A 689-nucleotide genomic window follows, 5' to 3' on the forward strand; every position below is an offset into this window, starting at 1 on the left:
AGCTTGTTCCACGACGGCATCGTTTATCATGGCTAGCGCTCGCCTGAATAATGGGAGCCAATGGTGTGCGGTTGAGGTTAACTCTATATTTCGCCCCTTTTTTATAAAAAGAGTTTTGTTGGTGAGTTGTTCTAGCCGTTTCATCGCAGAACTTATCGCAGGTTGCTTTAATCCCAAGTGTTCTGCCGCTTTGGTATAAGACTTGTGTTCAACGACAACAAGAAAGGTATTGATTAAGTTCAAATCCATAGTGTTTTAACTTTTATGGGCAGCGGTTATTTTGTGTAAATGGTAAGGTAAGTAAACTGTTCTGCTCCAGTCAGACTGGACACTTCATTAAGCGACATTTTTCTGTTCAAAGTTAACTGGGCTTAGATGCCCAAGAGCACTGTGCCTTCTCGTCTGATTATAATCAACCTCTATGTATTCGAAGATCGCTTGGCGCATCTCGTCTCGCGTCATGATCGGCTCATATTGGATCGCTTCAACTTTCATTGAATGGAAGAAGCTCTCAACACAAGCGTTGTCCCAGCAGTTTCCTTTTCTACTCATACTTTGCTTTAGATTATAAGCGGTCATGAGGTCTCGATAGTCTTTTGAGCAATACTGGCTACCTCGATCACTGTGAACGATAACTTGCTCAGGGAATCCGCGACGGAACAAGGCCATTGATAGCGCATCGCAGACCA

Annotated in this window: 2 protein-coding genes; both read right to left on the reverse strand. The window is 43.5% G+C overall.

Annotated features, from left to right (window positions below):
- Positions 1-249, reverse strand: a 249-nt coding sequence (locus R7Q11_RS26530) for a LysR family transcriptional regulator (RefSeq protein WP_225467040.1), incomplete at its 3' end; no start/stop codon positions are given.
- Between the two features lie 87 nt (positions 250-336).
- On the reverse strand, positions 337-689 hold a 353-nt coding region (locus R7Q11_RS26535; RefSeq protein WP_225467041.1), incomplete at its 5' end, for an IS3 family transposase.

The sequence above is a fragment of the Vibrio sp. 970 genome, assembly GCF_033339075.1.